This window comes from Actinokineospora diospyrosa (assembly GCF_024171925.1).
In the GTDB taxonomy this organism is placed as follows: Bacteria; Actinomycetota; Actinomycetes; order Mycobacteriales; family Pseudonocardiaceae; genus Actinokineospora; species Actinokineospora diospyrosa.
On the sequence record NZ_JAMTCO010000005.1, the window covers coordinates 271667 to 296066 of the forward strand.

The 24400-nt window shown below is 70.3% G+C and carries 21 protein-coding genes and 2 tRNA genes; 12 read left to right on the top strand and 11 right to left on the bottom strand.

The window, feature by feature from the left end; genetic code table 11:
* Positions 1-274 precede the first annotated feature (274 nt).
* The 3 genes from LV75_RS10655 (at position 275) to LV75_RS10665 (ending at position 6417) form a co-directional block, all read left to right on the top strand.
* On the top strand, positions 275-5248 hold the full coding sequence (locus LV75_RS10655) for an NAD-glutamate dehydrogenase (RefSeq protein ID WP_253886647.1): 4974 nt from the start codon (positions 275-277) through the stop codon (positions 5246-5248).
* A 94-nt stretch (positions 5249-5342) separates the two neighbouring features.
* On the top strand, positions 5343-5774 hold the full coding sequence (locus LV75_RS10660; protein ID WP_253886648.1) for an acyl-CoA thioesterase: 432 nt from the start codon (positions 5343-5345) through the stop codon (positions 5772-5774).
* Positions 5767-6417: a DUF8185 domain-containing protein gene (locus LV75_RS10665; RefSeq protein WP_253886649.1), complete on the top strand. Its 651-nt coding sequence runs from the start codon at positions 5767-5769 to the stop codon at positions 6415-6417. Before LV75_RS10660 ends, LV75_RS10665 begins: the two co-directional genes overlap by 8 nt.
* Positions 6418-6476: 59 nt before the next feature.
* On the opposite strand, the gene LV75_RS10670 is transcribed toward LV75_RS10665, so the two are convergent.
* Genes LV75_RS10670 through LV75_RS10680 form a run of 3 tightly spaced genes read right to left on the bottom strand, consistent with a single transcriptional unit; the run spans position 6477 to position 9573 of the window.
* Positions 6477-8081: a glycoside hydrolase family 13 protein gene (locus LV75_RS10670; RefSeq protein WP_253886650.1), complete on the bottom strand. Its 1605-nt coding sequence runs from the start codon at positions 8079-8081 to the stop codon at positions 6477-6479.
* A 60-nt stretch (positions 8082-8141) separates the two neighbouring features.
* The gene (locus tag LV75_RS10675; protein ID WP_253886651.1) at positions 8142-8555 is read right to left on the bottom strand and encodes a globin; all 414 of its coding nucleotides are present in this window, start codon (positions 8553-8555) and stop codon (positions 8142-8144) included.
* 16 nt (positions 8556-8571) lie between these two features.
* Positions 8572-9573, bottom strand: coding sequence for a mechanosensitive ion channel family protein (locus LV75_RS10680; RefSeq protein WP_253886652.1), 1002 nt, complete (start codon positions 9571-9573; stop codon positions 8572-8574).
* Positions 9574-9735: 162 nt separating this feature from the next.
* Here LV75_RS10680 and LV75_RS10685 point away from each other — a divergent pair, with 162 nt between their 5' ends.
* Complete coding sequence (locus LV75_RS10685) at positions 9736-10410, top strand: HNH endonuclease (protein ID WP_253886653.1); 675 nt, start codon at positions 9736-9738, stop codon at positions 10408-10410.
* Positions 10411-10452: 42 nt separating this feature from the next.
* Here LV75_RS10685 and LV75_RS10690 read toward each other — a convergent pair whose 3' ends face one another.
* A complete protein-coding gene (locus LV75_RS10690; RefSeq protein ID WP_372504164.1) occupies positions 10453-10821 on the bottom strand; it encodes a hypothetical protein in 369 nt (122 codons plus the stop codon).
* Between the two features lie 969 nt (positions 10822-11790).
* Here LV75_RS10690 and ctaJ point away from each other — a divergent pair.
* Together ctaJ and LV75_RS10700 are read left to right on the top strand one after the other, a co-directional pair.
* Positions 11791-12036: an aa3-type cytochrome oxidase subunit CtaJ gene (ctaJ, locus tag LV75_RS10695; RefSeq protein ID WP_253886654.1), complete on the top strand. Its 246-nt coding sequence runs from the start codon at positions 11791-11793 to the stop codon at positions 12034-12036.
* Positions 12023-12520: a DUF5130 family protein gene (locus LV75_RS10700; protein ID WP_372504156.1), complete on the top strand. Its 498-nt coding sequence runs from the start codon at positions 12023-12025 to the stop codon at positions 12518-12520. Before ctaJ ends, LV75_RS10700 begins: the two co-directional genes overlap by 14 nt.
* An 87-nt stretch (positions 12521-12607) precedes the next feature.
* Here the strand turns inward: LV75_RS10700 and pepN are convergent, their stop codons facing one another.
* Positions 12608-15181, bottom strand: a complete 2574-nt coding sequence (pepN, locus tag LV75_RS10705) for an aminopeptidase N (RefSeq protein ID WP_253886656.1) — start codon at positions 15179-15181, stop codon at positions 12608-12610.
* 248 nt (positions 15182-15429) lie between these two features.
* Here pepN and LV75_RS10710 point away from each other — a divergent pair, with 248 nt between their 5' ends.
* Entirely contained in the window at positions 15430-16080 is a 651-nt protein-coding gene (locus LV75_RS10710; RefSeq protein ID WP_253886657.1) for a mycothiol-dependent nitroreductase Rv2466c family protein, read from the top strand.
* Between the two features lie 331 nt (positions 16081-16411).
* Positions 16412-17839, top strand: a complete 1428-nt coding sequence (locus tag LV75_RS10715; RefSeq protein WP_253886658.1) for an aldehyde dehydrogenase family protein — start codon at positions 16412-16414, stop codon at positions 17837-17839.
* Between the two features lie 2 nt (positions 17840-17841).
* Here the strand turns inward: LV75_RS10715 and LV75_RS10720 are convergent, their stop codons facing one another.
* Positions 17842-18642, bottom strand: a complete 801-nt coding sequence (locus tag LV75_RS10720) for an MBL fold metallo-hydrolase (RefSeq protein WP_253886659.1) — start codon at positions 18640-18642, stop codon at positions 17842-17844.
* 101 nt (positions 18643-18743) lie between these two features.
* On the opposite strand from LV75_RS10720, the gene LV75_RS10725 reads away from it, so the two are divergent.
* Together LV75_RS10725 and LV75_RS10730 are read left to right on the top strand one after the other, a co-directional pair.
* Positions 18744-19214 carry a ribose-5-phosphate isomerase gene (locus tag LV75_RS10725; protein ID WP_253886660.1) on the top strand — a complete coding sequence of 157 codons (471 nt, stop codon included), beginning with the start codon at positions 18744-18746 and terminating at the stop codon, positions 19212-19214.
* A 37-nt stretch (positions 19215-19251) separates the two neighbouring features.
* Complete coding sequence (locus LV75_RS10730; protein ID WP_253886661.1) at positions 19252-20061, top strand: Fpg/Nei family DNA glycosylase; 810 nt, start codon at positions 19252-19254, stop codon at positions 20059-20061.
* Here the strand turns inward: LV75_RS10730 and LV75_RS10735 are convergent.
* Both LV75_RS10735 and LV75_RS10740 read right to left on the bottom strand, forming a co-directional pair.
* Complete coding sequence (locus tag LV75_RS10735) at positions 20058-20873, bottom strand: hypothetical protein (protein WP_253886662.1); 816 nt, start codon at positions 20871-20873, stop codon at positions 20058-20060. The genes LV75_RS10730 and LV75_RS10735 overlap by 4 nt on opposite strands.
* A 66-nt stretch (positions 20874-20939) precedes the next feature.
* The gene (locus tag LV75_RS10740) at positions 20940-22142 is read right to left on the bottom strand and encodes a GNAT family N-acetyltransferase (protein ID WP_253886663.1); all 1203 of its coding nucleotides are present in this window, start codon (positions 22140-22142) and stop codon (positions 20940-20942) included.
* Positions 22143-22262: 120 nt separating this feature from the next.
* Between LV75_RS10740 and LV75_RS10745 the strand changes: the two genes are divergently transcribed.
* The gene (locus tag LV75_RS10745) at positions 22263-22787 is read left to right on the top strand and encodes a GNAT family N-acetyltransferase (protein WP_253886664.1); all 525 of its coding nucleotides are present in this window, start codon (positions 22263-22265) and stop codon (positions 22785-22787) included.
* Here the strand turns inward: LV75_RS10745 and LV75_RS10750 are convergent.
* Positions 22775-23200 carry an NUDIX hydrolase gene (locus LV75_RS10750; RefSeq protein ID WP_253886665.1) on the bottom strand — a complete coding sequence of 142 codons (426 nt, stop codon included), beginning with the start codon at positions 23198-23200 and terminating at the stop codon, positions 22775-22777. The genes LV75_RS10745 and LV75_RS10750 overlap by 13 nt on opposite strands.
* A 212-nt stretch (positions 23201-23412) precedes the next feature.
* Positions 23413-23483 (bottom strand) — tRNA-Gly (locus LV75_RS10755).
* Between the two features lie 67 nt (positions 23484-23550).
* Between LV75_RS10755 and LV75_RS10760 the strand changes: the two genes are divergently transcribed.
* Positions 23551-23624, top strand: a tRNA-Pro gene (locus tag LV75_RS10760).
* Between the two features lie 302 nt (positions 23625-23926).
* Here LV75_RS10760 and LV75_RS10765 read toward each other — a convergent pair.
* Complete coding sequence (locus LV75_RS10765; RefSeq protein ID WP_253886666.1) at positions 23927-24313, bottom strand: SCO5389 family protein; 387 nt, start codon at positions 24311-24313, stop codon at positions 23927-23929.
* Positions 24314-24400: the final 87 nt, after the last annotated feature.

Sequence of the window (24400 nt, forward strand, 5' to 3'; positions counted from 1 at the left end):
GGTGTCGCGGGTAACGAATTGGGATTCGCGTCCCAGGGAGTGGACCTTCGGCGGAATTGCGCCAAATGGCGGGTGGCTGATCCGCGACACCGGGTCACCGCCAGGTGGACGGCGTGCCACGGTGGTCGGAACAGGGCGTTCCCACCTCGGAAAACACCACGTCACCCCGGGGTGGCCGGTGATCCCGACGTGCGGAAGCCGGGCCGGGCGGCACTAATGTGGGGGATGCATGCGGCACAGCGGCGTGCCGCCAAGCGTGGAGCCAAGGAACACCATGACCTCGACTGGAACACCGCCCCGCACCGATGGAGCCGTCAGCGTCGACGGCTCGACGTCGGCGGGGCGGCCGGTCAACACCAGCCCGGAACAGACAAGAGACGACCTCATCGAGCGGGCCGCCCAGCAAGCGCCCGACATCGCGGACCTGATCCACCTGTACTTCCGCTACATCCCGCCCGAGGAGGTCATCGACGACGACCCGGTGGACCTCGTCGGCGCGGTGCGCTCGCACCGGCAGTTGGCCGAGCAGCGGGTCAAGGGCAGGCCCGCGGTGCGGATGCTCAACCCCGCCACGGCCACCGACGGCTGGAGCGCGGGGGGCTCCGTCGTGCAGATCGTCACCGACGACATGCCCTACCTCGTCGAGTCGGTCAGCGCCGAACTCGTGCGCCGGGGGGTGCAGGTCCAACGGGTGGTGCACCCGATCGTGGTGGTGCGCCGCGACCTCGCGGGCACCCTCAAGGACGTGCTGCCCACCTGCGACGCGGCTGCCCCGCCGACCGACGCCTTCGCCGAGTCGTGGATGTACATCGAGGTCGACCTGATCACCGACGCCGATCGGGCGCGGGAGATCGAGAACGGCCTGCTCAGTGTCCTCAACGACGTGCGCGAGGTCGTTGAGGACACCGACAAGATGACCGGCACCGCACGGGCCCTCGCCGACGAGTTGGAGGCGTCCCCGCCCCCGGTGGACGGCGAAGAGGTCCACGACGGCGCTGCCCTGCTGCGCTGGCTGGCCGACGGGCACTTCACCTTCTTGGGCTACCGGCGCAATGAGCTGGTCAGCGATGAAGGCGACCACGCCCTGCGTGCCGTGCTCGCTTCCGGTCTCGGCGTCCTGCGGCAGGACAGCCTTGCCGCACGTAGCCTCACCGCCGGTCCTGACTCGGTGGCGCACGCGCTCGCTCCCCGCCTCCTCGTGCTCACCGAGGCCAGTGCGCCCTCGACCGTGCACCGCTCCACCTACCCGTACTACGTGGGCGTCAAGACCTTCGGCGAAGACGGCAAGGTCAACGGTGAGCACCGGTTCCTCGGTGTGTTCACCGGCAACGCCTTGCACGAAGACGTCCTCGACATCCCCGTGGTGGCTCGCCGCGTGCGTGAGGTGATCCACCAGGCCGGCTTCCCGCTGGAGTCTTACTCCGGGCAGCGGATGCTGGAAGTCATCCAGAACTGGCCGCGGGCAGAGCTGTTCTCCACCACTGAAGACGCCCTCTACGCCACTGCGACCGGGGTGCTCGCTCTAGCCGACCGGCGACGGCTGCGGCTGTTCCTGCGCCGCGACCCCTATAACCGGTTCTTCTCCTGCCTCATCTTCCTTCCCCGCGACCGCTACACCACGACTTCGCGCATCGCCATGCAAGAGGTGCTGCTCGACGAGCTCGGCGGCACCAACCTGGAGTTCAGCACGCGGCTGGGGGAATCGCCGCTGGCCCAGGTGTACTTCATCATCCACACCGAGCCGTCCCGCGTGGTCGACCCGGACGCGCAGCGCATCCAGGAGCGGCTGACCGAGGCCGTGCGCGGCTGGGACGACCGCCTGGTCGAGGCCGTGTTCGCCGAGCAGCGCGAGCAGGCCGACTCGGGTTCGGCGTTGGGTCCGGAATCGGCCACTGAGCAGGGGCAGCGCTACGCCAGCGTGTTCCCGGAGGCCTACAAGGAGGACTTCACCGCCGCGGAGGCGCTGGCCGACCTGCACCGGCTGCGCAACCTGTCCGGCGAGGCCGACCTCAAGATGTCGTTCTACGTGCCGCAGGGTGCTGTGGCGGGGGAGCGGCGGTTCAAGCTGTACCTGACCGGCGAGGGGATCACCCTGTCGCAGGTGCTGCCGGTGCTGCAGAACATGGGCGTCGAGGTCGTCGACGAGCGCCCGTACGAGCTGCGCCGCGAGGACGGCCTGCGCTGGTGGATCTACGACTTCGGTCTGCGGATCGAGCCCGCCGTCCTCGAGGGCCGGGACGCCGATCAACTGGACCGGCTCAAGGTCGATTTCCAGGAGGCCTTCGCCGCGATCTGGCGCAACGACGCCGAGCCCGACAGGTTCAACGCGCTCGTGCTGCGCGGTGGCCTCTCTTGGCGGCAGGCAGTCGTCCTACGCGCGTACTCGCGCTACCTACGCCAGGCAGGCACGCCGTACTCCCAGGAGTACATCGAGGACGCCGTGCTCGCGCACACGGGCATCGCTACCGCGCTCGTGCGGCTCTTCGAGGTCACCTTCGACCCGACGCTGTCGGAGGAGTCCCGCGCCGCGCAGTCGAGCACCAGGATCGCCGAGATCTCGGAGCTCATCGATGGCGTCACCAGCCTGGACGAGGACCGCATCCTCCGCAGCCTGCTGACCGCCATCAAGGCGACCCTGCGCACCAACTACTACGTGCGCGACGCCGACGGTGCCGCCAGGCAGTACCTCGCGGTGAAGTTGGAGCCGCGCGCGGTGCCGGACCTGCCCGAGCCGCGGCCGCGGTTCGAGATCTTCGTGTACTCGCCGCGGGTCGAGGGCGTACACCTGCGCTTCGGTGCCGTCGCCCGCGGTGGGCTGCGCTGGTCCGACCGCCGGGAGGACTTCCGCACCGAGGTGCTCGGCCTGGTCAAGGCGCAGGCGGTCAAGAACGCGGTGATCGTCCCGGTCGGCGCCAAGGGCGGCTTCGTCGTCAAGCGCCCGCCCGCGGCGACCGGCGACCCGAGCCTGGACCGCGAGGCGTACCTGACCGAGGGCATCGCCTGCTACCGCATGTTCATCTCCGGCCTGCTCGACCTGACCGACAACCTCGACGCCGGGCAGGTCGTGCCCGCCCGCGACGTGGTCCGCTACGACGCCGACGACACCTACCTGGTGGTGGCGGCGGACAAGGGCACGGCCACGTTCTCCGACATCGCCAACGAGGTCGCCAAGAGCCGCGGCTTCTGGCTGGGCGACGCGTTCGCCAGCGGCGGTTCGGTCGGCTACGACCACAAGGCGATGGGCATCACCGCCAAGGGCGCGTGGGAGGCCGTGAAGCGGCACTTCCGCGAGCTGGGCGTCGACACCCAGACCGAGGCGTTCACCGTCGTGGGCGTCGGTGACATGTCCGGAGACGTGTTCGGCAACGGGATGCTGCTGTCCGAGCACATCCGACTGGTCGCTGCCTTCGACCACCGGCACATCTTCCTCGACCCCAACCCCAACGCGGCCGTTGGCTTCAACGAGCGCAAGCGGCTGTTTGAGCTACCGCGCTCCTCTTGGGACGACTACGAAAGGTCGCTCATCAGCGAGGGCGGCGGCGTCTATCCGCGCACACTTAAGGCCATCCCGATCACCGCGCAGGTGGCTCGTGCGTTGAGCCTGCCTGAGGGGACCGGCAAGCTCTCCCCGCAAGAGCTGATGCGGGCGATCCTGCTCGCTGAGGTCGATCTGCTGTGGAACGGCGGCATCGGCACTTACGTCAAGGCCACCACCGAGAGCCACGCCGATGTGGGCGACAAGGCCAACGACGCCCTTCGCGTCGACGGTGCCGCGTTGCGCGTCAAGGTGGTCGGCGAGGGCGGCAACCTGGGCCTGACCCAGCGCGGCCGGGTCGAGTTCGCCCGCACCGGCGGCAAGATCAACACCGACGCGCTGGACAACAGCGCTGGCGTGGACTGCTCCGACCACGAGGTCAACATCAAGATCCTGCTCGACCACCTCGTCCGCGAGGGCGGGCTGGACCCGGCCGGTCGCGACGCGCTGCTCGCGGAGATGACCGAGGAGGTCGGCGAGCTGGTGCTGACCGACAACTACCGGCAGAACTCGGTGCTCGGCGTCAGCCGCGCGCACGCCGGGCCGATGTTGTCGGTGCACGCCCGGTTGGTCGACCACCTGGAGAAGGACCAGGACGGCTTCGACCGGCGGCTGGAGGCGCTGCCCTCGCGCGAGCAGTTCAGGGCGCTGGAGAAGGCGGGCGACGGGCTCGCCTCCCCGGAGTTGGCCACGCTGATGGCGCACGTGAAGTTGGCGCTCAAGGAGGACGTGCTCGCCAGCGACCTGCCCGACCAGGACGTGTTCGCCCGCAGGCTGGGCGAGTACTTCCCGAGCAGGCTGCGCGAGCGCTTCGGCCAGGCCATCGGCGCGCACCCGCTGCACCGGCAGATCACCACGACGCTGCTGGTCAACGAGGTCGTGGACGGCGCGGGCATCTCGTTCGCGTTCCGCCTCGCCGAGGAGATGAGCGCCAGCGCGACCGACGCGGTCCGCGCCTTCGCCGTGGCGACCAGGGTCTACGACCTGAAGTCGCTGTGGGCGCAGATCGACGCGCTCGACAACGCGGTGCCCACCGACGTCACCGACGCCATGGTGCTGGAGTCGCGCAGGCTGCTCGACCGGGTCTCCCGGTGGCTGCTGTCGAACCGGCCGCAGCCGCTGGCCGTCGGCGCCGAGATCACCCGCTTCCAGCGGGTGGTCGGGGTGCTCGCCCCGCAGGTGCACGACCTGCTGCGCGGTCGGGCCCGCGAGGAGGCCGACGCCGACGCGGCCAGGATGATCGAGGCGGGGGTGCCAGACGAGCTCGCCAAGCGGGTCTCCGGCCTGCTCGACGAGTACGGCCTGCTCGACATCACCGAGGTGTCCGAGTTGGCCGAGCGCGACGCCGGGGTGGAGTCCGAGCGCAGCCCGCTGGAGACCGCGCAGCTGTACTACGCGCTGTCCGACCACCTCAGCATCGACCAGATGCTGACCTCGGTCAGCGCGCTGGAGCGCGGCAACCGCTGGCACGCGCTGGCCCGCCTCGCCCTGCGCGACGACCTGTACGGGTCGTTGCGCGCGATCACCCTGGACGTGCTGCGCCAGAGCGATCCGGGTGAGGCGCCGGAGAACAAGATCGCGACCTGGGAGCGGACCAACGCCTCCCGGCTCGCGCGCTCGCGCGCCGCGCTGGAGGAGATCCACGCCTCCGGCAGGCTCGACCTGGCCACCCTGTCGGTGGCCGCGCGCCAGGTCCGCAGCATGGTGCGCTGAACCCGTCCCCCTGGTCGCGGGCCGGATCGGCTCGCGGCCAGGGGCCGATAGGGTTTCCCGGTAACGGTGGACCGGTTGCTGGGAGGGACAGTCGTTGGGTGTCTTCGTCGCCGAGGTGCGGCCGCGCTGGTCGGACATGGACCCGTTCGGGCACGTCAACCACGCCAACACGGTGACGTTGTTGGAGGAGGCCCGGGTAGACCTGCTGTTCCACGAGGCAGCGCTACGCGGGGCGGATGACCTTGGCCGGGGTGTCGTGGTCGCCAAGCTCGTGGTGGACTACCGCGCCCCGCTCTATGCCAACGGCGGTGTCTTACGCATAGAGATGTCCGTCCGTGAGATCCGAGCCGCGTACTTCGTGCTCGACTACTCCGTCCGCAGCGGCCCGGCCGAGACGGACCCGGTAGCGGTAACGGCGTCGACGACCTTGGCGCCCTACGACCTGACCAGCGGCAAACCTCGCCGCATCACCGACATCGAGCGGGATTTCCTCGCCGCCTGGCACAGCGGGGGCAATGGTGGCTGACCTGCGTTTCACCGACCCGTCCGAGCGCGACGACCTGGGCGCGTTCGTGGCACGGGCCGTCCGGCTGGACCAGCAGGCCGTGGTGCGGCTGCGGGCCCGCGCGGACGACGCCCAGCACGAGGGTGACTTCATCGACGCCTGGGTGGCCACGCCGTTCGACGTCCTGGCCACCCGCACCGCGCGCGGCACCCTCGACCCGTCGGACATGACCGTGTCGGGCAACGAGCTGCTCGCAGCCCTCGCCGTGGTGCGCGGCGACCGGCTCGACCCCGGCCCGTCGCGGGACATGATGTGGCGCTCCGCCCTGCCGCCGACCCGGCACTGGCAGGTGGTGGACCTGCTGCCCGCGTCGACGGTGTCGGAACTGGCGGACAAGGGGATCGCGCTGGCGCGGGAGAATGTCGGCCCGCAGGGGACCCCACCCGCGTCGCTGTTGGACCAGACCGTGCTGACCGTCTCCGGTGACGGCCTAGAGGTGAAGGTGCCCTTGCGGTGCCTGTTCGCCTTGTCCGGCATGGGTTTCCTCACCGACGGCGAGGACGAGCAGATCCGCGTGACGGCAACGGACGCATGGATGCGCCTGGACGCCCGCTACGGCGCCGTGGTGCGCCGTAGACATGCCCTCTTGCCGCTTTTGGTCTAGATCCGTTGGTCTAGATCTGTTGGTTTAGGCCGCTAGGCGCTGTCGTTGCGGGACAGCGCCTAGATCAGCCAGACAGCGGTCTCCGGCGGCAGATCCGTGCCGTCGATCGGGCCCGACGCCAGCAAGACCTCACCGGGCGGTAGCGGTACCGGCGCACCGGAGGTGTTGAGCGCGCAGATCAACCCGCCGCCCTTGCGCCGGTAAGCGAAACAGCCCGGGGGAGCGCCGTACCACTCCAACTCCGTACCGCCGAAACCACTGTGCGTCTTACGAAGCTCTAGTGCCTGTCGATAGAGCGACAGCATTGAGGCAGGGTCCTCTAGCTGAGATTCCACAGTCAGCGCCGCCCACTCCGGCGGGATCGGCAACCAGGTAGACGTACCTTCGGAGAAAGCGAACGGCGGCTCCGTCCCCTCCCACGGCAGCGGTACGCGAGCGCCATCTCTACCGCGGTCCGTATGCCCAGAGCGCTCCCACAACGGATCCTGCAAAGCCCAGTCCGGCAGGTCCACATTCGGCAGACCAAGTTCTTCGCCGTTATAGAGGTAAATGACGCCAGGCAGGGCTAACTGCACCAGCGCCATTGCCCGCGCCCTGCGAGCTCCTATGTCGCCGCCGCCATAGCGGGTCACGTGCCGCACGACGTCGTGATTGGACAGCGTCCACGTCGGCGGGGCAGGAGAGCGCGAAACGGCCTCTAGGGACATGTCGATCGCCCGGCGCACTGCGTCGGCGTCGAAGTCCGCGTCCACCAAGGCGAAGTTGAACCCCAGGTGCAATTCGTCCGGGCGGACGTACCGGGCGAACTGGGTGTCGGTCTGAACCCAGATCTCCCCGACCGCCATCGACCCCGGGTACTCGTCGGCCACCTTGCGGATCAGCCGGTGCACCTCGTGGACCTCGTCGTTGTCGAAGCGGGGGTCGTCGTCGCCGTGCGCTTGCGCCCCGGTCAGCGTCCGCAGGTACTCCGGCATGTCCGGCAGCCCGGCGGGCTTGGCCATGCCGTGCGCCACGTCGATGCGGAATCCGTCCACGCCGCGGTCGAGCCAGAACCGCAGTGTGGTCACCAGGTCCGCGCGCACCTCGGAGTTGTCCCAGTTCAGGTCCGGTTGCTCTGCCGTGAACAGGTGGAGGTACCACTGCCCGTCCGACACCCGCGTCCAGGCAGGCCCGCCGAAGACACTCACCCAGTTGTTCGGCGGCAGCGACCCGTCACCGCGGCCGTCGCGGAAGAAGTAGCGCGCCCGCTCCCGCGACCCGGGCCCCGCGGCCAGCGCCTCTTGGAACCACCGGTGCTGATCGCTGCTGTGGTTGGGCACCACGTCGATGGTGACCTTGATGCCGTGCGCGTGCGCGTCGGCCACCAACCGGTCGAACCCGGCGAGATCACCGAAGAGGGGGTCCACCTCGCGCGGGTCGGCCACGTCGTAACCGTGGTCGGCCATCGGCGAGCGGAAGAACGGGGTCAGCCACAGCGCCTCGACCCCCAGCAGCTCCAGGTAGCCCAAGCGGGATCGGATGCCCTCCAGGTCACCGACCCCGTCGCCGTTGGAGTCGGCGAAGGAGCGCACGTAGACCTGGTAGAACACCGCCCGCTGCCACCACTGGGCACTCGGCCCGGGGTGCTGGTCACCAGAGGGGTCCGGCTCGGCGGATCGTCGCACGATTGTCCATCCTGCCCGCGGTACCGCTGGCTCGCCCAGCGCCTGTGATCTTGAACTTTGTCAGACCCAGCTGTTGAGCAAGCTGTTCGCCGCCATCTCCAGGTACTGCCACAGCCGGTCCCGGTGCGCCTCGGCGAGCCCGGCGGTGTCCACCGCGACCCGCATGCAGCGCAGCCAGGCGTCGCGCTCGGCCGGGCCGATGGTGAACGGCTGGTGCCGCATCCGCAGCCGCGGGTGCCCCCGCCGGTCGGAGTAGGTGTGCGGACCGCCCCAGTACTGCACCAGGAACAGCCGCAGCCGCTCCTCGGCCGGACCGAGGTCTTCTTCCGGGTACATCGGCCGCAGCAGCGGGTCTTGGGCCACCTCGGCGTAGAAGCGCCCAACGACCCGGCGGAAGGTGTCCTCCCCGCCGACCGCGTCGTAGAAGCTCTCGGTGGGGGAGTCGGGTTCAATCGGTGTGCCCACGACACCCATCCTCGCGCACCGGCCGCTAGGCCGGGGCCGTCGGGGGGAACAGCCTGCCCATCGGCGGCTGGATCCCGGCTTCCTCCACCGCGCCCATGGCCCGCGCGCGCAGCGCCCGCTGCACCGCCCACTGCCTGCCGGGGCGCACCTTCACCGTCATCCGGACCGTGACGCTCTCCGGGGTCACCTTCTCCACGCCCAGCACCTCGGGCGGCTCGATCACGTCGGAGGAGAACGGTTCCTCGCCCGCGACCTCCTTGGAGATCCGGTCCAGCAGCGCGATCACCGCGTCCACGTCAGCGCCGTAGCCGACCGGCAGGTCGACCACCGCGACCGCGAAGCCCTGGCTGGAGTTGCCGACCCGCAGGATCTCCCCGTTGCGCACGTACCAGACGGTCCCGTTGACATCGCGCAGCGTGGTCACCCGCAGCCCCACCGCCTCGATGGTGCCGCTCGCCTCGCCGACGTCGACGACGTCGCCGACCCCGTACTGGTCCTCCAGCATCATGAAGATCCCGGACAGGAAGTCCTTGACCAGGTTCTGCGCGCCGAAGCCGAGCGCGACGCCGACGATCCCGGCCGAGGCGATCACCGGGCCCAGGTTCACCCCGAGCTCGCCGAGCGCCATGATGAACGCGAGCCCGTAGACGATGAACGTCACCAGGGACTTCAGCACCGAGCCGATCGTCTTCGCCCGCTGCTGGCGCCGCTCTGACACCAGCGCGCCGAGGGCCTGCGGCGCGCGCTCCTTCAGCGGCCGCAGCAGCGCCGGGGTCTTGCCCTCACCGGAGGTCAGCCGGTCGATCAGCCTGCGCACCAGCACCCGGATCACGAACGCCACCACGAAGATCAGCAGGATCTTCAGCGGCTTGGCCACCAGCCACCCGGCCGAGGCGGCCAGCCACTCGTTGCCGGTCAACCGCCACACCTCGGCGCACCACGAGCCGTCCTCGGTGATGCACTTGGGCGGCTCCATGGTGAACGGCAGTTGGGTCCGCGGCGGCTGGGGGAAGTGGGAGGCAATCATCGGCGCCGACGATAGCCGGCCGCCGGGGACCGGTCGAGCCGGGTGTCCACAAGCGGCGTTCACCGGGATTTAGCTGGGTGATCCGGGACACGTCACAGAACACACGTGCGTTCGGGGGTCGGTTTGTGGTCGACTTAGCCCAGCACCGGTGGAGGTGGTCGAGTGCCAGACCGACAACCGACCCGCTCCGGCGCGCCCTCGGGGCACGCGCCGGGGCCGACGCTTTGCCCGGATCCGGACGCCTCGGCGCCGGATGTGGTCGCTTCGCGCGCCCGGGCCGCCCCGATCCCGATCCCCGTCCAGCTCCCGGTCGTCCCCTCGTGGGGCAGGCGCCGGGTGCTGCTGCTCAACACCACGTTCGAACCGCTGACCGCGCTGTCGCTGCGCCGCGCCGTCGTCCTCGTCGTGTGCGGCAAGGCCGAGGTCGTGCACGGTGACCCGGCGGGCATGGTCGTGCACTCGGCGACCTCGAGCGTGGTGATCCCCTCGGTGATCCGGCTCAGCAGTTACGTGCGCGTCCCCTACCGGGGCCGCGTCCCGCTGACCCGGGCCGGGTTGATGCACCGCGACCGCTACCGCTGCGCTTACTGCGGTGGTCGGGCGGAGACGATAGATCACGTCGTCCCGCGGAGTCGAGGCGGGCAGCACACGTGGCAGAACTGCGTCGCGTGTTGCGCTAGGTGCAACCACCGCAAGGCGGACAAGATGCTCTCTGAGCTGGGCTGGCGGCTGCGGGTGGTCCCCACCGCGCCGCGCGGCCCGCACTGGCGGCTGCTCGCAGGCGTGGTCGACGCTGACCCGCTGTGGCTGCCGTATCTGGGTGAGCCTGCCGCTTAGAACTAGAGGGAAGAGCTAGAGGCTAGAGGTACGTGTTCGTGCTTAGGCGGCGGTGACGCGCGTGCCCGAGGTGACCCGGGTTCCCCTGGTCACCCGGGTACCGCGAGTGACCCGCGTGCCCATGGTGACGCGCGTGCCCCGCTCGGCGGCCGTGACTCGGGTGCCACGCGTGACGCGGGTGCCGCGCTCCTGCAGCGTGACCCGGGTACCCCTGGTGACTCGGGTGCCCCGCTCGGCAGCGGTGACCCTGGTGCCCCTGGTGACTCGCGTACCGCGCTCGGCCGCTGTGACGCGGGTGCCACGCGTGACGCGGGTGCCCATGGTGACGCGGGTGCCGCGCTCGACCTCGGACGTCACGCGCGTGCCCCGGGTAACTCTGGTGCCTCGGGTGACTCGCGTACCGCACTCCATAAGAGAGGTCACGCGCGTCCCACGCGTGACTCGCGTGCCGCGCTCAAGCAAGGAGGTGACGCGGGTGCCCCGGGTAACGCGCGTCCCACGCGTGACGCGGGTCCCGCACTCGAGCACGGAGGTGACGCGGGTGCCCCGGGTGACGCGCGTACCCCTGGTGACCCGGGTTCCGCGAGTGACCCTGGTGCCGCATTCGAGCTCGGCCGTGACCCGGGTACCTCGCGTGACTCGCGTTCCGCGGGTGACGCGGGTGCCGTTCTCGAGCAGTGCTGTCACCCGGGTTCCGCGGGTGACCCGCGTGCCGCACTCGAGAACCGAGGTGACGCGCGTCCCGCGGGTAACCCGCGTGCCGCGGTCCGCCGAGGTGACCCGGGTTCCACGGGTGACCCTGGTGCCCCTGTCGGCGCCGGTCACGCGGGTGCCCCTGGTGACCCGGGTGCCGCGCCCGGTCGAAATCCCCCTGGTGTGCAAGGTCACCTCCGTGTCACCCTGGAGGGCGGTCACCCGGGTCCCGCGGGTCACCCGGGTTCCCCGCGCCGCCCGGGCGCCGGTGGGTGCGCCGCCACCCGGTTGCGTGTAGTCGGCCATCTGGGTGATGATCATTGCCGCGTCGTGGGAAGCGATGGTGTACATGGGGTGGCCTCCTGAGGGCGGTTGCGCATCGAGAGAAGCGGAGGGGTCGTTTCGCAAGGGCCGTACAGGTGAAAGCTATGACTCGGATCGGTAACCGACAAGACGTCGGCAACCCCCAAGCGCCCTGGCGTGCGCGTTTGAGGCCGTTCGCCCCTTGTTGATAGGCCCAAAGAGCTACCGTCGTGGCCGTCTCTCGGCCCAGCAGCCTTACCAAGAGAGCACCAACGCGCACGTGGCGCGACCAGCGGTTCATCCGCTCAGAGCGGTGCTCGCACCCGTGATCGATCGGCGAGGCCGTCGCGGCCGGTCAGCGCCCTGTCGGCTACCGTATCCGCTGTGACGCTCGTCGAGACCCTTCTCGTCTTCGCGGCGATCCCGCTGGCCATCTACGGCGTGATCGCCCTCATGACCCTGCGCGAGAGGTTCGCCAAGGCACCCCGGTACCGCCCCGGCCAGGAGTGGGAGCACGAGCCGGTGTGGTGGACGGCCAACCCCGCCGGTCTGGGTTCCGCTCACGCCGGGCACGCCGAGGCGGGCACACCGGTGCACACGGCCAAGGGAGGAGCCCGTGGTGGCTGGTGACCTCGTCCGGCACGAGCCGGACGTACTTGTCGAGGACCCCGAGCACGGCTACGGCGCGGTCCGCACCAACAGCGGCCGGATCTCCGTCGCCCAGCAGCGCACGGTCGCCCCGCCCGGGCTGCCGTTCTCCACGGTCGCGCTGACCCGGCTGGACGAGGCGCTGACGCTGTCCTCGCGCGCGACCGGCATCGGCTTCAGCGTGTACCTGGGTGACCTGGGCGCCGACACCCGCGTCCGCGCCGAGGAGCTGCACGCCGCCATCGGCACGCACTCGGCCGAGTCGGTCCTGATCGCGGTGTCCCCCGGCCAGCGCCGGGTGGAGATCATCACCGGCACCGAGTCCTCCCGCAGGCTGACCGACCGCGGCTGCAACCTGGCCGTCATGAGCATGGTCGCCTCCTTCAAGGAGGGTGACCTCGTCGGTGGCCTGGTCAGCGCCCTGCGCATGCTGGCAGACCAGGCGGGCAACGCCCCCAAGCACTAAGTACGAACAGCGAGAGGCCCCGGACCACATGTGGTCCGGGGCCTCTTCGCGTAGAGGCCGCGTCGCCGCGGCCTCTAGCGGGTCGTCTTAAGAACCGTCGAACTCGCGGGCGGCCAAGGCGCGCACGATGCCAGCCCGGCCCTCGGACACCAAGCGGCGCAGCGCGGGCGGGTGGTCGCCTGCCAGCCACTGGTCGGCCGCGGTCACCGTCTCGGGGCGCACCGCCCAGGCCGGGAACAGGCCCAGGGCCACCGACTGCGCACGCTCGCTAGAGCGCCGCGCCCAGACCCCGGCCACGTCGGTGAAGTACTGGGGCGCGTAAGACTGCAGCAGCGGTCGCTGTGCCGGGTGCGAGAAGCCCCCGATGATTGCCTCGTTGATGGCGTTAGGCAGGTCGTCGTCGTGGATCGCGCGCCGCCATGCCTCGGCCTTGCCCGCCTCGGTGGGCCGCAGCGACCGGGACCGCTCCGCCTGCCGCTGACCGGCCGCGGTGGAGTCGCGCTTGAGCTCCGCGTCGATCTCGTCGTCGCCAGCCGCCCCGTGCGCCACGAGGGCGTGCAGCAGGCGCCACCGCAGGTCGGTGTCGACCTGCAGGCCCTCCAGCTCCGCCGAGCCGTCCAGCCAGCCGCGCAGCACGCCCAGCTTGGCCTCGTCGAGCACGGACCCGGTCAGGGCGTTCACCAGTGCCAGCTGGTGGTCCGACCCCGGCTGCGCGGCCAGGGCCAGCTCCAGCACCCGGTCGGTGAACCGCTGCCAGCCGGTCGGCGCGAAGTCCGGGTCGGCGTAGGAGGTGATGGCGGTCTGCGCCTGCAGCAGCAGCCGCTGCACCACGCCGACCTCGGTCTCGGCGTCGAGGCCGTGGCAGACCAGGGTGAGGAAGTCGCGCGCCTTGAGCTCGGCCTCGCGGGTCATCTCCCAGGCGGCCGACCAGCACAGGGTGCGCGGCAGCGGCTCGGTGATGTCGCCGATGCGGTCGATCAGCGTGGTCAGCGAACCCGGGTCCAGGCGCATCGTGCAGTAGGTCAGGTCGTCGTCGTTGACCAGCACCAGCTTGCCGCTGTCGATGCCGATCAGCTCGGGCACCTCGGTCAGCTCGCCGTCGACGTCGATCTCCACCCGGTGGGTGCGCACGAGCTTGCCGACGGTGTCGGTCGCGTCGTCGTAGACCCCGATCGCGATCCGGTGCGTGCGCAGCTCGCCCTTGCCCGGCTTGGCCCCGCCCTGCAGAACGGCGAACTCGGTGAACTTGCCCTCGGCGTCGACCTCGAACCGGGCGCGCAGCGAGGTGAGGCCGGTGGTCTCCAGCCACTGGGCGCTCCACCAGGACAGGTCGCGGCCCGAGGCCTCCTCCAGCGCGGCGAGCAGGTCGGCCAGCGTGGCGTTGCCCCAGGCGTGCTTGCCGAAGTACACCCGCAGGCCGGACAGGAAGTTGTCCAACCCGACGTAGGCGACCAGCTGCTTGAGGACCGCGGCGCCCTTGGCGTAGGTGATGCCGTCGAAGTTGACCTCGACCGCCTGCACGTCCGGGATGTCGGCGGCGACCGGGTGCGTCGAGGGCAGCTGGTCCTGGCGGTAGGCCCAGGACTTCTCGATGTTGGCGAAGCTGGTCCAGGCGTGCTCGTACTCCGTCGCGCTGGCCTGCGCCAGGACGCTGGCCCAGGTCGCGAACGACTCGTTGAGCCACAGGTCGTCCCACCAGCGCATGGTGACCAGGTCGCCGAACCACATGTGCGCCATCTCGTGCAGCACGGTCTCGCACCGGCGCTCGTAGGCGTAGCGGGTGACCCGGCTGCGGAAGACGTAGTCCTCCAGGAAGGTCACGCAGCCCGCGTTCTCCATCGCGCCCGCGTTGAACTCCGGCACGAAGCACTGGTCGTACTTGCCGAACGGGTAGGCCACGCCGAAGTTGTCGTGGAAGAACGCGAAGCCCTGCTTGGACTCGGTGAACAGCCGCTCGGCGTCCATGAACTCCGCGAGCGAGGCCCGGCAGTAGATGCCCAGCGGGATGGTGCCGTGCTCGTCGGTGAACTCGTCGCGCCACTCGGCGTAAGGACCGGCGACCAGCGCCACCAGGTAGGTGGACATCGGTTTGGTGGTCTCGAACACGTGCCGTGCGGTGCCCTCGACGTCGGCGACATCGCTGATCGACTCGGCGGCGGCGTTGGAGACGACCTTCCACGACCGGGGCGCGGTGACCGCGATCGAGTAGGTCGCCTTGAGGTCGGGCTGGTCGAAGCAGGCGAACATCCGCTTGGCGTCGGCGGTCTCGAACTGCGAGTACAGGTACACGCCCTTGTCGACCGGGTCGACGAAGCGGTGCAGGCCCTCACCGGTGTTGGTGTAGAGGCAGGTGGCGACGACCGTCAGCTCGTTGTGCTCGGCGAGGTCGGCCAGCTCGATGCCGTTCTCCGGCGCGTAGCCGGAGACGTCGATGGCGACCCCGTTGAGCTCGGCGGAGAGCACCGAGTCGGCGACGATGTCGATGAACGTGCTGGCACCGGCCTCGCGGCTGGTGAACCGGACGGTGGCGCGGGAGGCGAAGGTCGTCTCGCCCGGCTGGCCGACGCCGTCGGTGAGGTCCAGCTCGATGGAGTAGGACTCCACCTCCAGCAGCGCGGCGCGCCGTTGGGCTTGGTCTCGGGTCAGGTTGGGCGCGGCCACGGCGAACACCTCGGCGAACTCGTCGGTCGGACTGGGGCGGGGAACAGCGGGGACGGGCGGATTCGGGCTGGCTCACCGCTGACCCGCGCGGCGGCGGGTCGTAGATGACAATCGCATCCAATCACGCCCCGGCGGCCTGTGGTGCCCCCAACCATGGGGAAGCATTCCCAGCGGCGGCGCGTTGCACCAGCGGGGGCGGCCGCTCACGCCCACCACACGCGGCAAAGATCCAACTCTGGAGACGTTTCATGACTGCACCGCAGCAAGCGCCAACGGCCGACAACACTGGGAACAAGACCACCAAGGTCGACTTCTACTTCGACCCGATCTGCCCGTTCGCCTGGATCACCTCGCGGTGGATCCTCGAGGTCGAGCAGCACCGTGACCTGGACCTGCGCTTCCGGGTGATGAGCCTGTCGGTGCTCAACGCGGACAAGCCGGACCTGCCCGAGCAGTACCGCGAACTGCTCGACCGCGGCTGGGGTCCGGTGCGCGTCGCCATCGCCGCGGCCCAGCAGCACGGCGAGGAGGTCCTGCGCGACCTCTACACCGCGCTGGGCACCCGGATCCACAACAAGGGTGAGAAGGACTACACCGAGGCGATCAAGGGCGCGCTCGCCGACGTGGGCCTGCCCGCCGAGTTGGCCGACGCCGCCACGAGCACCGAGTACGACGACGCGCTGCGCAAGTCGCACCACGAGGGCATGGACCCGGTCGGCCAGGAGGTCGGCACCCCCACGATCCACATCGACGGCGTCGCGTTCTTCGGCCCCGTGCTCACCGAGATCCCCCGCGGCGACGACGCCCTCGCGGTGTTCGACGGTGCCGTGGCCCTCGCCCGCTACCCGAAGTTCTTCGAGCTCAAGCGCACCCGCACCGGTGACCTGAACTTCGACTGACCCCGCTCGACCCCCTCGCGGCAACCGGTTGCCCACAACGCAACCGGTTGTCCACAGGGCCCTCTCACCACCCCAGCCCCCTCAATTCCCCCACTAGGCTGGTTTCGGGGGCTGCTCAGCGCGCCCCCAGCGCGCCCACTCCGGCCCCACCCAGTTGTCCACAGCCCGCTCCTCGCCGCCCCGTTTCGTCGGGGTTCGCCGGTAAGCTGTGTGTTTTGGGGGCTTTCGGTCAGTTTGATCTTGCTGTCCGAACCCCGCGCGTGCGCAACGGGCCCTCGATGTGACACTCTGACGACGAAATCGGCATCAGGTGTCACAAGGTGGAGGACTCATGGCTGCTCCCGTCACCATCCGCGCGGGCCACGTCATCGGCGGCGCGCTGGTCGAGTCGGCAGGCGAGCGCATCGACGTGGTCAACCCGGCGACCGAAGAGGTCATCGCCGCCGTCCCCGCGGGCACCCCGGCCGATGTGGACACCGCCGTCGCCGCCGCCGCCGAGGCGTTCGCCGGGTGGGCCGCCCGCGATCCCCGCGACCGCGCCGCCGTCGTGCGCAAGGTCGCCGAGGGCGTGACCGCCCGCCGCGCCGAGATCGCCGCGTTGATCACAGCTGAGATGGGCTCACCGATCGGGTTCGCGACCAAGGTCCAGGCGAGCCTGCCCGCCGCGACCACCGCGGGCATCGCCGACCTGGTCGAGGGCGGCTACGCCTTCACCGAGGAGATCGGCAACTCGCTCGTCGTGCGCGAACCGGTCGGCGTCGTCGGCGCGATCACGCCCTGGAACTACCCCCTGCACCAGATCGCCGCGAAGGTCGCGCCCGCGCTGGCGGCGGGCAACACCGTCGTGCTCAAGCCGAGCGAGGTGGCCCCGCTCAACGCCAACCTGTTCCTCGAGATCCTCGCCGAGGCAGGCGTACCCGATGGTGTGGTGAACCTGGTGCACGGCACCGGTCCGGTCGTGGGGGAGGCCATCGCGGCCCACCCGCGCGTGGACATGGTGTCCTTCACCGGTTCCACCGCCGCGGGCAAGCGCGTCTCCGCCGTCGCCGCGCAGACGGTCAAGCGGGTCGCGCTCGAACTGGGCGGCAAGTCCGCCAACGTGGTTCTCGACGATGCCGACCTCGGTAGGGCCATCAAGATCGGCCTGGCCAACACCTTCATCAACGGCGGCCAGACCTGCACCGCGTGGACCCGCATGCTGGTTCCCGCCGACCGGCACGACGAGGCAGTTGAGCTTGCCGTCGCCGCGGCCGCGAAGTACACCGTCGGTGACCCGTTGGACGAGGCGACCAGGATCGGCCCCATGGCTTCGGCCGCCCAGCGCGACCGGGTACTCGGCTACATCCGCCTAGGCGTCGAGGAAGGCGCCACCCTCGCCTACGGCGGCTCTACCGACGGACTCCCCGAACGCGGCGCCTACGTCCCACCCACGATCTTCGCCGGTGTCCGCGCCGACATGCGGATCGCGCAAGAGGAGATCTTCGGCCCAGTCCTCTCGATCCTGCCTTACGCCGACGAGGACGAAGCCGTGGCGATCGCCAACTCCACCATCTATGGCCTGGCGGGCGCCGTGTTCGGCGCCGACCAGGACCGGGCGGTCGCGGTCGCCAAGCGCTTGCGCACCGGTCAGGTCGACGTCAACGGCGGTGCCTTCAACCCGGTCGCGCCCTTCGGCGGCTACCGGCAGTCCGGCAACGGCCGCGAGTTGGGTCGATTCGGGCTTGAAGAGTTCCTTGAGGTCAAGTCCATCCAGCGGTAGAGCTACCCGACCCGTCCCCGCTCTAGCGCGGGACGGGTCGCCTCTTCCGGATAAGGGCTCTGCGCCAAGGCTTCCTCCACAGTGAGCGTCCCGCTGCGCACCCCGTCGAACAATCCCGCGATGGCCGAGAGTTCGGCCCGCTGCGCACGCACGAACCCGGCGTCCACTGGCTCACCGTGCCCCGGTACGACAACCCGGGGTGCCAAGTCCAGCAGCACGTCCAGCGCGGCGGGCCACTCCAAGGGGTAGCCGTCTTTGCCGATCGACGGCGGGGCACCCTGTTCGACGGTGTCCCCCGCGAACAGCACGCCTTCATCCGGCACGTGCACTACGACGTCGTTGTCGGTATGGCCGCGTCCGGGGTGCAGCAGCGTCACCACCCGCTCGCCTAAGTCCAACTCGACGCGCTTGGTCACCTCGTGCGTCGGCGCCACAACCCGGGCGGCCAGCAGTCGGTCGGCGAGGTGGTCGCGGCCGGACTCGCGGTAGTGCTCCGCCCACTTCACCGCCTGCGCACGCGCGCCTACGGCCATCTCGCTCGCGCAGGCCGGGTGCGCCCACACCTCGGCGCCGGGGAACGCCGCCGTGCCGAGGAAGTGGTCCCAGTGCGCGTGCGTGATCACCACGGTCCACGGCACCGGGGTCACCTCGCGGATCGCGGCCGCCCACGCCGCGCCGTGCCGCTCGTCGGTACCGGTGTCGACCACCAAGCAGCGGTCCCGCCCGACGACGAGCCCCATGGTCTGGTCCAGCTCGGTGTTGCGGCTGGCGAACACCCGGTCACCCAGTTCGATCCATCGCATCCCGGCTTTCTACCGGATCTACAGTGTTTTGCCTGTAACCCCGCCCACGTCCCCGCGCTCCCGGCTGCGCCGCGGCCGAACCCGGGTGGCACACTCAGCCCGTGCGCGTATACCTGGGATCCGACCACGCGGGCTTCGAGCTGAAGACCCACCTCGTCGAGCACTTGACCGCGGCGGGGCACGAGGTCGTCGACGTGGGCCCGCACGCCTACGACGCCCTCGACGACTACCCGCCGTTCTGCGTCGAGACCGCGCGCCGCGTGGTCGCCGACGAGGGCAGCCTGGGCGTCGTGCTGGGCGGGTCCGGCAACGGCGAGCAGATCGCCGCCAACAAGGTCGCGGGCTGCCGCGCCGCGCTCGCCTGGAGCGTCGAGACCGCGCAGCTGAGCCGCCAGCACAACAACGCGCAGGTCGTCGGCGTCGGGTCGCGGATGCACAGCACCGAGGAGGCCACCGCCATCGTGGAAGCCTTCCTGGCCACCGAGTTCTCCGGCGACGAGCGCCACCAGCGCCGCATCAACCTGCTCAGCGAGTTCGAGCGCACCGGCGAGCCGCCCGCGCTGCCCGCCTGAGTCCGTTGCGCTGTCGCTGGATGGGGTGAACTTCCGCGTGCCTGAGGGTCACACCCTGCACCGGTTGGCCGGTCTGCACCACCGGTGGTACGCCGGGTCCCCGGTTCGGGTGAGCAGTCCGCAGGGCCGCTTCGCCGCCGACGCGTCCGTTGTGGACGGTGCGGTGCTCGAATCGGCCGAGGCGCACGGCAAGCACCTGTTCCACGTCTACGGCCCCGATCGGGTGGTGCACGTCCACCTCGGCCTCTACGGGACCTTCACCGACGGCGACACCCCGGTCGCCGAGCCCGTCGGCCAGGTCCGGATGCGCCTCGTCGGCGCCGACCGGTGGACCGACCTGCGCGGCCCGACCCGCTGCGAGCTGCTGACCGACGGCCAGGTCGACGCGCTGCGCGCCCGCCTCGGCCCCGACCCGCTGCGCGCCGACGCCGACCAGGAGCGCGTGTGGGCGCGGATCTCCCGCTCCCGCGCCCCGGTCGCCGTCCTGCTGATGGACCAGTCCGTCGTGGCCGGTGTCGGCAACGTGTACCGGGCCGAGTTGCTGTTCCGCCACGGTGTCCACCCGTCGGTCGCGGGCCGGGACCTGGACCGGTCGACCTGGGACGCGATGTGGCCGGACCTGGTCGCCCTCATGCGCCTGGGTGTCCACAGGGGACGGATCGACACGGTCCGCGACGAGCACCTGCCGGAGGCCACCGGTCGGGCGCCGCGCCAGGACCGGCACGGCGGCGAGGTCTACGTCTACCGCCGCGCCGGGATGCCCTGCCTGATCTGCGGGACCCCGGTGCTCACCGAGGTCTTGGCCGCCCGCAACAACCACTGGTGCCCCACCTGCCAGCCGGGTTAGAAGAAGTCCCCGCCGCCGAAGTCGCCACCACCGAAGTCGCTGCCACCACCGAAATCACCACCGCCGCCGTAGTCACTCCCGTAGTCACCACCGGCGTCGCCGCCCGCGTCACCACCGGCGTCGCCGCCCGCGTCACCACCGGAGTCGGCGATGGCGTCGGCTTGACCGGCGTCGTACCCGGCTTCCCACGCCGAGGCGTCCGGGATGCCCGCCATGCCGGAGAACATCGCGTCGAACAGCAGCACCGTGCCGATACCCCAGGCTCCTGCCACCAGCGCGGGCTTCCACCACGGCTCGCTGTACCAGCCCTGCGGCACCGGGCGACCCGCGACGCGACCACCCGGGTAGTAGTGCGGCGTGCCGCGGCCGGGCATCGGCGAGGCCTCGTACGAGTGACCCTCGACGCTGACCCGCCGGTCCTGCTCGACCCGGCCCGCGCGCTGCTGCTCGGGGTCCACCGGCAGCTCGGGGCCGGGGTCCAGGCCCATCGCCAGCCGGGCGGCGCGGATGTAGTAGAGGCCCTCCATCGCCGTCTTGGTGACCAGGCGGGCCTGGTCGACGGTGGTCGCCTGCTCCATCTGCGACCCGGCGGCGGTGTAGCGCTCCGCGGCGTCGGCGATCGCCTGCCGCGACGGTTCGTCGGTGCCGGTCAGGTTGATCACCTGGCCGCCCAGCCGCTCCACCCAGCGCCGCGCCTCCGCCTTGGCGTCGTCGAGCTGCCGGGCGCGGTTGTTGGCCTGGTTGCGCGCCACCGCCACACCGAGGACCACTACCGCGAGGATGATGATGGCCACCACGATCCCGCCGCCCATAGCGCCTCCTTCGTCCGCTTACCCGTGACAACGCGGGACGCTCGTGCCCTGGTTCCCGAAGGTCGCTTAGAACACCTCGCGGCAGGCGGGCTCCCGCTCAGCCTGCATGGCGTGCGATAGACCCGCCACGGCTCCCGTTGTGTGCTCGGCGATCAGGCCGGCAGCGGCCAGCGTGCTAAGCCGGGTGCCACCCATGTAGGCCGCGCCGAGGTCTCGCACGTCCAGGGTTAGATCCGCTGCTGAGTCTGTCTTGGCGACTGTCATCCGGCCATCTGCGGCAACCAGGTGCCAACGTCCGGCGTTCCACGGGCAGAAGCTGTCGACTACCTCGACGACGACGTCCACCGGTGCCTGGTACCCCCGCAGCGGTAGCGCTGCCGCGACATCGGTGAGGCGGATGTGCAGCCCGTGGAACCGCTTCCGCAACGCGGTGCGCGTGTCAGGCAGCAACTGGACCAGCGGGTCGTCCCCGCTGCCCTCGTACTCGATGGTGGCTGCCAGGTCGATGTCGAGCAGGTACCGCCAGAGGCTGGTGTACGCCTCCGGGGTGTTGGCCACGAGCTCGTGTACGTGCACGGTTCCGCGGGGCCCGTTGTCGGTCCATTCCGGTTTCCCCCGGTACGCGGCATAGCCGTCTGGGTGCACAGCGAACCGGTACGGCGTCTGTCCGTGCCGCGTCGCTTCAGTGTCGTAGTAGTGGTACGCCCAGTTCCCTTCGATCCTGGTAAGAGCACCTACCTGCTTCTCTGCGTACCTCTCATAGAGGGTCTTGATTACCGGCATAGCTTTGTCTCTAGGCAGTTCGCGAACCGCCGAAGGGTCGGCCGTGACGCCGGGTCGGAACGCTGACTTAGTGGGCAACGTGTGCTGAGTCGACTCCGTCGCCACGCCATAGCCGAAGCGGCCGTAGATAGCTGACTCCGACGCCCACAGAGCGGAGACCGCGAGGCTGTCACGTGCGAGGACCGGGCGCATCAAGGCGGTAAGCACACCGCGCCTGCGGTAGTCAGGCGCCACTGCCACCGAGGTCAGACCCGAGAACATCACCAGGTCACCACCAGGCACCCGCACGCCGCGCTCTTGCACGCGTACCGCGCCCACCTGGCGGTCGCCCACGAACGCGCCCAGGCTCGTCGAGTCCGCGTTGAGAGCACCGTCCTTGGCGGCGATCTCCTCTTCCGCGTAGTCGGCCAAGAAGGCGGACGCCACCAATCGCGGGACGGTGGTCAGTTCATCGGGTGTCAGCGAGCGCACGGTGTAGGTGTTCACGTGCCGGTTGTCTACGGCAGATCACCGCTCACCGCCAGGCCTTTGCGGTTGGCGTTGCGCACCGGGCAAGCGTCGATATGGTGGGCCGATGGGGAAATCGACTGCCCGCAAGGGTGGGTCATGCGGGTAAGCGCTCCGGTCTTGGTACGCGAAGCGGGCTCTGATGACGCCGCCGCCATCGGCGATGTGCACGCCGAGGCCTGGCGGGTGTCCCACCGCGACCTCTTCGAGAGCCGCTGGCTCGCCGCGTTCGTTGAACGCCGCCGTGGCGCCTGGCGCGACCGGCTCGGCGCCCAGCGCCCGGACGACGTCGTGCTGGTGGCGCAACGCGGCGACCGGGTGGTGGCCTTCGCCTGGTACCGCGGGCACCCCGACAACCGCCACGACGCGGAGCTGCGCGCGCTCTACGCGCACCCGATCGCCTGGGGCACCGGCGTCGCGCAGGCCCTCGTGGACGACGTGCTGGCCGGTGCCATCGCCTACCGCAGGATCCGCCTGTGGACGCTGTCCGGTGCCACCAGGGCCCGCCGCTTCTACACCAGGGCGGGCTTCACCGAGACCGGTCTGATCCGCGAACGCGACTACGGCGACGGCAGACCGGTCCTCGAGGTCGAGTACGCCCGCCGACCCGCTCAGGTGAAGTAGGGCGAGCCGTCCAGGCCGTGCTCGACCACGGTCCGGGTGGCCTCCGGCACCGGCAATTCCGCCAGCCGCTCCGGCTCCAGCCACGCCGCCCGCGCCGTCGACAGCCGCCCGCCGACCGGGCGACCCCGGAAGCACACCGCCAGCTCCGTGCTCCACGGCTCACTGGCGTCGTTGAACACCCCGACCAGGCCGGTGATCTCCACCCACACCCCGGTCAGCTCCTCCACCGCCCGCACGGCGGCGTCCGGGAGCGACTCGCCGGGCGGTTGCGCCTTGCCGGGCAACCGGAAACCGCCCCCCGCCCGCACCATCAGCACCAACCCCGCGTCGTCGAGCACGCACACCCCCGCCCCGACCACGGTGCGGCGAACGGACAGGGACACGTCTAGGTCGAAATAGCCGGATTGCGACATGGCTCCTGCCTACCGAACATGCCCTCGCCCGCACCACGGCCCTTGACCCGTTCTTCGCGCGCACCGGCGAAAATCACCCGGCTGGCTGTGGCTCACATCACACCACCCGGCGATTCAACGGCGACGGTCGCCCTTTGCTGGCGAAACCTGGGCTGGGAACGTTCCCAGCTAACGAAAAGTGGTCAGGCCTGCTAAGGCCTGACCACTGGGAGAGCGGGCGACGGGAATCGAACCCGCGTAGCTAGTTTGGAAGACTAGGGCTCTACCATTGAGCTACGCCCGCGTACGCGGCATCCGGTACCGCGCGAAAAACAGCCTAGCGGGTGCCGCTAGGCTGGGTGACAAGACCCCGGGCTGTGGCGCAGCTTGGTAGCGCATCCGCTTTGGGAGCGGAGGGTCGCAGGTTCAAATCCTGTCAGCCCGACGGACGATGGGCGGCCCGTGTCCACGGAGAACGTGGACCGGGTCGCCCGTTTGTCGTTCTGGGGGGCGACCCCCCAGACCCCTACGGTGCGGCAGGCGCCGGAACCGGCGTGGCTCGCTCGGGCCTATCGGCCCGTTGTGTCGAGCGTGTAACCAATGGGGTTGTCGCCCACGGTGCGGCAGCCTGGACCCAGCATGGTCGCTTGGCCTTCGGTCGTCGCGTGTGGGGTGGCAGGGGGAGATGGGGGCGGGAGGTCGCTTCCCGCGGGGAAGTGCGATCCATCTGCCCCCTGCCGGGTCTGGCTAGCAGTCCCGCAGCTCCGGGGACTGGTTGAGCAGCTGGCCGCGCGGCGAGATGAACGCGCGGTAGCGGTCGCTGTCCACCGCGGAAGGCGTGAACGCGGCCACCCGGTGGCAGTTCTGGAAAGCGAGCTTCACGCCGAAGTGGCGCTCCAGCCCACCGCGGATCGAGTCCGAGGCCAGCGCGCGCAGCAGCTGCCCGCGTTCGGCCTCACTGGGCGGCGGCACCTCGTTGTCGGCGAACCCGCTGCCGTCGACCGAGGTCGCGACCGACGAGATCACCTCCCAGGCGTAAGGCAGCGAGTCGCGCACCACAGCGATGAAGTCCGCGTCGTCCACCGGTCCGGCTTCGGCGCGCGCCAACAAGTCAGCGGGCACATCGAGAGACATCCGCACCTCCAGGTCACAGGGCGGCCGAGCCGGGGGAGCGGGCCGCGAGTACTGCGTACCGCGTTCGTTGAACACCGGACAAGACCC

Coding starts and splice junctions, on each gene's coding strand:
- LV75_RS10715 (WP_253886658.1), top strand. CDS start 16,412: ATGGCTGCTCCCGTCACCATCCGCGCGGGCCACGTCATCGGCGGCGCG.
- LV75_RS10680 (WP_253886652.1), bottom strand. CDS start 9,573: ATGATTGCCTCCCACTTCCCCCAGCCGCCGCGGACCCAACTGCCGTTC.
- LV75_RS10750 (WP_253886665.1), bottom strand. CDS start 23,200: ATGTCGCAATCCGGCTATTTCGACCTAGACGTGTCCCTGTCCGTTCGC.
- LV75_RS10655 (WP_253886647.1), top strand. CDS start 275: ATGACCTCGACTGGAACACCGCCCCGCACCGATGGAGCCGTCAGCGTC.
- LV75_RS10735 (WP_253886662.1), bottom strand. CDS start 20,873: ATGGGCGGCGGGATCGTGGTGGCCATCATCATCCTCGCGGTAGTGGTC.
- LV75_RS10720 (WP_253886659.1), bottom strand. CDS start 18,642: ATGCGATGGATCGAACTGGGTGACCGGGTGTTCGCCAGCCGCAACACC.
- LV75_RS10765 (WP_253886666.1), bottom strand. CDS start 24,313: ATGTCTCTCGATGTGCCCGCTGACTTGTTGGCGCGCGCCGAAGCCGGA.
- LV75_RS10710 (WP_253886657.1), top strand. CDS start 15,430: ATGACTGCACCGCAGCAAGCGCCAACGGCCGACAACACTGGGAACAAG.
- LV75_RS10675 (WP_253886651.1), bottom strand. CDS start 8,555: ATGGGTGTCGTGGGCACACCGATTGAACCCGACTCCCCCACCGAGAGC.
- LV75_RS10745 (WP_253886664.1), top strand. CDS start 22,263: ATGCGGGTAAGCGCTCCGGTCTTGGTACGCGAAGCGGGCTCTGATGAC.
- LV75_RS10690 (WP_372504164.1), bottom strand. CDS start 10,821: ATGGAGTGCGGTACGCGAGTCACCCGAGGCACCAGAGTTACCCGGGGC.